Genomic DNA, 5,166 nt, shown 5'->3' with positions numbered 1-5,166 from the left:
GCCCCGCTCCGGGGCCCGCCGCCCTTGCCGCGTCACCATCGCGCCCCCACCGTTCGCCGGTCCCTGGACGTCGCAGACATCGTAGGCCGGTTTCCTCCGGAGCTCACGGGTCGATTCCCCCCGTCACGGGGCGGGCCGTCGCTCCGGACGTCATCCGGAACTCGCTGAGGCCGGGGATGATCCCGAGCAGTTGCGGCCGGACGGTGATCTGCACGTCCACCGCCACCTCCTGCTCATCGGCGTCGCACCGCGACGCGGTGACCTGGTCGGGGTGGTCGGCGAGCAGGGCGCACGCCGCCGCACGCGCCCGCGCCGGGTCCAGGACGGGTTCGCCGGTGGCCCGCAGGGCGTCGGTGTCGATCTGGTTGGCGCCCGCGCGGGCGGCCTGCTCGGCCATGTCGGCGGCGCGCTGCCGCGCGTGGATGGCGAGCCCGCCGTCGACGAGGAGCCCGGCCAGGAGGAAGACGATGGGGGTGAACAGCACCGTGTACAGCGCGATCGTGCCCCGGTCCCGGCCGTCACCGCGGGGGACGCTTCGGGGGGCGCCGCTCGCCGGGCGCGCGGTCACGGCGCGTCCCCGGGGTCTTCGGCGCTTCCGGCGTCCGTCCCGCGGTAGGTGAAGGTGTCGACAGGGGCGATCGCGTGGCCCTGGAGGCGCTTGGTGCCGGGCAGGCCGATGAACGACAGGTCGCCGAGGTCGACGTCGCAGGTGATCGTCACGCCGACCCGGCCGCCCGGCCCCCAGGCGGAGACGTCGGTCGCCACCCTGGGCCCGCCGGAGCACCAGTCGGTGCCGGTGAGGCCGGCCGCGGCGGTGTCGGCGGCGAGGCGCTGCGCGGCCGGGGCGCTGCGGGCGATGGAGGCGGCGCGCACCGCGTCCCGCGCCGCGCCGTCCACCTGGCCCTTGGCGTCGACCATCCGCCCGGCGCCGGCGAGGAACAGCAGGAACGCCACGAAGAGCGGGGTGACCAGCACCATCTCCAGCGACATCGACCCGCGGTCCGGCGCCCTCACCGGCCGGCCCCCGGCTCGCACGCGAGACCGTCGCCGACGTCGGGGCGGAAGCACTCGATGGGCCCCTGGGACCGCTGCGAGACGTGGAACTTCATGAACGGGACGACGGTCACCGCCTCGCCGCTGACCTCCACCCAGCGCTGGTCGCCGGACTCCCCCGCGCGGACGCTGAGGCCGCTCAGCAGCTCCGGCCCGATCTCGCGGACGTCCCCGGCGGCCTTCGCGGTCGCCGCGTCCTGCCAGCCGCCGCCGACCGGCGCGGTCCGCGCGACGCGGGCGCCCGACTGCGCCGCCGCGAGCGCGACGTGCCGGGCGTGGAAGACCATGGTGAACTGCACGACGACCAGCATCAGCAGGATGAGGACCGGCGTGAGGAGCGCCCACTCCATCGAGGACGCGCCGGAGTCGGAGCCGGGGCCGGTCAGCCGGTGTTGATGGTGTTGGCCTTGTCGGTGACCTTCTTGGTGATGACCGCGCCGATCGTGATCGCGAGCAGCGCCAGGATCGCGGTGATGATCGCCCATTCGATCGCGGACGCGCCCCGGTCTCGCTCCTCGGCCGAGCGCAGCCGGGCCAGCCGGGCGCCGAGCACGGCGCGCAGGTAGACGACGGCCGGATCGTGCAGCGGGTTGTGCGGGTTCATGGCGGTTCCTCCAGGGGGCCGTCTCGGCGGCGGGGTCGGGGATCATGAGGCGAGCACCCTCATCAGGGCCGGGTAGGCCAGGAAGATCAGGAATCCGGCGCACAGGAACAGCTGCGCGACGAGCATCGACTGGGAGCGCTCGCCCGCCTTGCCCTCCAGCTCGGACAGCTCCCGGCTGCGCATCGACGCGGCGCGGGCGGCGAGGGACTTGCGGACCTGCGCGCCGTCGTCGGCGACGAGGGCGAGCGCGCCGGCGAGGTCGCGCAGCTCGGCGATGTCGAGCTCCTCGCCGAGCCGGCCGAGCGACTGCCACGGCGTCTGCCCGGTGATGCGGGCGTTGGCCAGCGCGTCGCGGATCCGGTGCATCGCCCAGCCCTCGCCGACGTTCGAGGCGGTCAGCAGCGCCTCCGGCACGCCGCGCCCGCCGGCGAGGTTCATCGAGACGAGGTCGAGGAACGCGCCGACGACGTGGCGGAAGTCCTGCCGGCGGGCCTGCGCCTCCTGCCGGAGCTGCATGTCGGGGAAGAAGAAGAACACCGCGGCGAACAGGATGCAGATCCACACCGGCACGGCGACGGACGAGCCGAGCCCGAGCAGCGCGAAGTACGCGGCGATCAGCGGGATGAACAGCAGCGCGGCGGCGGGCAGCAGGAACTTCGTGGCGAGGAACGCCTCCAGCGACCGCCCGGTGATCGAGAGGTCGGCGCGCACCGAGCGCAGCTTCCAGCCGCGCGACTCGCAGAACCGCGCCAGCTCACGGCCGAGCCGGGCGCGCAGCACGCCGACCCGCTCCAGCGTCGGGGACGTGGTGCGTCCCGGCGTTCCCGCGCCGCCCGGCGGCCCGGTCTGCTGCTCCGCCAGGTCGCGGCGGCGGGCGGCGTCGAGCGCGGCCATCCGCGCGGCGAGGCCGGGCCGCGCCGGGAACAGCGCCCGGACCAGCAGGTACAGGCCGAGGCCGACGACGGCGCCGGCGATCATCGCGGCGTTCACGGGGCGGCACCCCCTCCCGCGTCCGTCGCGTGCCGGCCGCGCAGCGGCAGCTCCTGCGAGCCGCGGGTGCCGCCCCGGCCGGGGGCTCCCCCGCCGTCCTTCCAGCCCGCCACGGTGCTCGGCACCTCGCCGGGCACGCCGGGCTGGGCGGCCGGGCGCGGCTCGCTGAGGAACCGTCCGGGCAGCTCGTACTTCGACAGGCGGCGCAGCCACAGGAACGCCGCCCCGTACAGCGCGACGACGATGCACAGGACGAGCTGGCCGAGGAGGTCGTCGTACGGCTCGACGTAGGAGTGGTTGAACACGGCGAGGGCCAGCGCCGTCCCGACGGAGACGGCGACGACGATGCGTACGCTGCGCCGGGTGGACCGCCGGTCGGCCTCCACGCGGCGCCGCATGTCCAGCTCGGCGCGGGCGGAGTTCGCGAGGGCGCTCAGCATGTCGCGCAGGCCGGGGCCGCGGAGCTTGGCGTTCAGGATCAGCGCGGCGATCACCAGGTCGGCGGACGGGTCGTCGATGTCGTCGGCGAACCGGCGCAGCGCCTCCGGCATCGGGACGCGGGTGTGCAGCCGGTCGACCAGGTTGCGCAGCGGCTGCTGCAGCGCCGGGGCGGCGGCGCGCTGCGACGCCGGGATCGCCTGCTCCAGGCCGACGGCGCCCGCGATCGTGTCGCGGAGCGACTCCGTCCAGGCGGCGAGGGCCTCCAGCCGCGCCATGCCCCGGCGCTCCTCGGCGGCGCCGCCCACCAGGCCGTTCCAGGCGAGCACGAGCGCGGCGGTGCCGCCGGCGGCGATCGGCCAGCGCGTCACGATCAGCACGAGCACGCCCGCGACGGCGGCCACGGCGGTGCGGGTGGTGAACGTCCGGACCAGCTCCTCGCGGCTGCGCCCCCGGGCCGGCCGGGCCCGCGGCGGCAGCCCGCGCAGCGCGACGGCCAGCAGCAGGAGCCCGCCGCCCGCCGCGGCGCCCGCGAGGATCGCGAGGAGCACGTCCGGCGCGTACATCAGCGCCCTCCCGGGTGGACCGCCGTGCGCCCGCCGCTCACCAGGCACCTCCGGACGGGTCGTAGCCGTGGTCGGCGAGTTCGGCGGCGCACGCGATCGGGGCGTTCGGCACCGCGAACCCGCCGGGCCCGAGCGCGAACACCTCCGACGACAGGACGCGCCCGTCCACGCCGGTGACCTCCCGCACGCTGGAGACGTAGCGCCGCAGCCGCCCGCCGGAGGCGTAGTCGTTGCGCTTCTCGATGAACACGACGAAGTCGATCGCGCCGGCGATCAGCATGTGGGTCGCCTCGACCGGCAGCCGCTCCTCCGACTGGATCGCGTACGTCGCGATGCGGTTGAAGACCTCCACCGACGAGTTCGCGTGGATCGTGGACAGCGACCCGTCGTTGCCCTGCGTCATCGCGTTCAGCATCGTGACGATCTCGTCGCCGAGCACCTCGCCGACGATCACCCGGGACGGGTTCATCCGCAGCGACCGGCGGACCAGCTCCGCCATCGTGATCGCGCCCTGCCCCTCGGAGTTCGGGAGCCGCTGCTCGAACGCGACGCAGTTGGGGTGCAGCTCGGGGAAGGCGTCCAGGCCGAGTTCGAGGGCGCGCTCCACGGTGATGAGCCGCTCGTGCGGCGGGATCTCGTTGGCGACGGCGCGCAGCAGCGTCGTCTTCCCCGCGTTCGTCGCCCCCGCGATCATGATGTTCTTGCGGGCGCGCACGGCGGCGCCGAAGAACTGCCCGACCTCCTGCGTGAACGTGCCGTTCCCGACCAGGTCGGCCAGGAACACCTTGCCGAGCCGGGCCCGCCGGATCGACAGCGCCGGGCGGAGCGTCACGTCCATCACGGCCGACAGCCGGGACCCGTCGGGCAGCCGCAGGTCGAGCTGGGGGTTCGCGGTGTCGAACGGGCGGGACGACAGCCCGCTGTAGGCGGCGAGGATCTGGATCAGCTCGACCAGTTCCTCGTCGCTCTCGGCGACCGGCTCGCCCATGACCTCGCGCCCGTCGGCGTAGCCGATGAAGACGCGGTCGCAGCCGTTGATGTCGATGTTCTCGATCTCGGGGTCCTCCAGCAGCGGCTGGAGCCGGCCGACCCCGAACAGCGCGGCGTGCACGCCGGCGGCGAGCGCCTCCTCCTCTTCGGCATTCGGCGGGCGGCGCCCGGAGGTGATCTCGCCGCGGGCGAACTCCTCCAGCACCTGGCCGATGAGGGCGCGGGCGAACTGCCGCTCGTCCTCGCCGGACATCGGCGGCAGCCCGTTGGCGGCGTCCAGCCTGCGCTGCTGCGCCAGCCGGTCGCCGACCTCCTGGCGGAGGCGTTTGACGAGCCCGTGGTCCATCTAGCGCCTCCCCTCCTCGTGCCGTCCGCCCGCCGGCACCTGCCCCGGCGGCCGCTCGCTGGCCGGGACCTGCCCGTCCGCGGAGAGCCCCGCACCGGGCGGAGCCGGCGGCGGGACGACCATGGGCGGGGACGTCGCGCTCGGGGACGTCGCGCTCGGGGACGTCGCTGTCTCTTATA

At 75.0% G+C, this 5,166-nt stretch carries 7 protein-coding genes; all 7 read right to left on the bottom strand.

Features of this window, described 5'->3' with window-relative positions:
* Window positions 1-103: 103 nt before the first annotated feature.
* From E1266_RS35485 to E1266_RS35455, 7 genes are read right to left on the bottom strand one after another with little or no spacing between them, the layout of a single operon-like run.
* A complete protein-coding gene (locus E1266_RS35485) occupies window positions 104-568 on the bottom strand; it encodes a pilus assembly protein TadG-related protein (protein WP_243719299.1) in 465 nt (154 codons plus the stop codon).
* Window positions 565-1,014, bottom strand: coding sequence for a TadE family protein (locus E1266_RS35480; RefSeq protein ID WP_243719297.1), 450 nt, complete (start codon window positions 1,012-1,014; stop codon window positions 565-567). Before E1266_RS35480 ends, E1266_RS35485 begins: the two co-directional genes overlap by 4 nt.
* Window positions 1,011-1,403 carry a TadE/TadG family type IV pilus assembly protein gene (locus E1266_RS35475; protein WP_229808182.1) on the bottom strand — a complete coding sequence of 131 codons (393 nt, stop codon included), beginning with the start codon at window positions 1,401-1,403 and terminating at the stop codon, window positions 1,011-1,013. The genes E1266_RS35480 and E1266_RS35475 overlap by 4 nt, the downstream gene beginning before the upstream one ends.
* 32 nt (window positions 1,404-1,435) lie before the next feature.
* Window positions 1,436-1,657 carry a hypothetical protein gene (locus tag E1266_RS35470; RefSeq protein ID WP_132054694.1) on the bottom strand — a complete coding sequence of 74 codons (222 nt, stop codon included), beginning with the start codon at window positions 1,655-1,657 and terminating at the stop codon, window positions 1,436-1,438.
* 42 nt (window positions 1,658-1,699) lie between these two features.
* The gene (locus tag E1266_RS35465; RefSeq protein WP_207946119.1) at window positions 1,700-2,647 is read right to left on the bottom strand and encodes a type II secretion system F family protein; all 948 of its coding nucleotides are present in this window, start codon (window positions 2,645-2,647) and stop codon (window positions 1,700-1,702) included.
* Window positions 2,644-3,651, bottom strand: coding sequence for a type II secretion system F family protein (locus E1266_RS35460; RefSeq protein ID WP_132054692.1), 1,008 nt, complete (start codon window positions 3,649-3,651; stop codon window positions 2,644-2,646). The genes E1266_RS35465 and E1266_RS35460 overlap by 4 nt, the downstream gene beginning before the upstream one ends.
* A 37-nt stretch (window positions 3,652-3,688) precedes the next feature.
* Window positions 3,689-4,987, bottom strand: coding sequence for an ATPase, T2SS/T4P/T4SS family (locus tag E1266_RS35455; protein ID WP_132054690.1), 1,299 nt, complete (start codon window positions 4,985-4,987; stop codon window positions 3,689-3,691).
* Between the last annotated feature and the right edge of the window lie 179 nt (window positions 4,988-5,166).

The organism is Actinomadura sp. 7K534 (assembly GCF_004348575.1).
Classification (GTDB): domain Bacteria; phylum Actinomycetota; class Actinomycetes; order Streptosporangiales; family Streptosporangiaceae; genus Spirillospora; species Spirillospora livida.
The sequence above is the reverse complement of the archived record's forward strand: the minus strand, read 5'-3'. Positions and strand labels throughout refer to the sequence as shown.

Coding starts and splice junctions, on each gene's coding strand:
- E1266_RS35455 (WP_132054690.1), bottom strand. CDS start 4,987: ATGGACCACGGGCTCGTCAAACGCCTCCGCCAGGAGGTCGGCGACCGG.
- E1266_RS35470 (WP_132054694.1), bottom strand. CDS start 1,657: ATGAACCCGCACAACCCGCTGCACGATCCGGCCGTCGTCTACCTGCGC.
- E1266_RS35460 (WP_132054692.1), bottom strand. CDS start 3,651: ATGTACGCGCCGGACGTGCTCCTCGCGATCCTCGCGGGCGCCGCGGCG.
- E1266_RS35475 (WP_229808182.1), bottom strand. CDS start 1,403: ATGGAGTGGGCGCTCCTCACGCCGGTCCTCATCCTGCTGATGCTGGTC.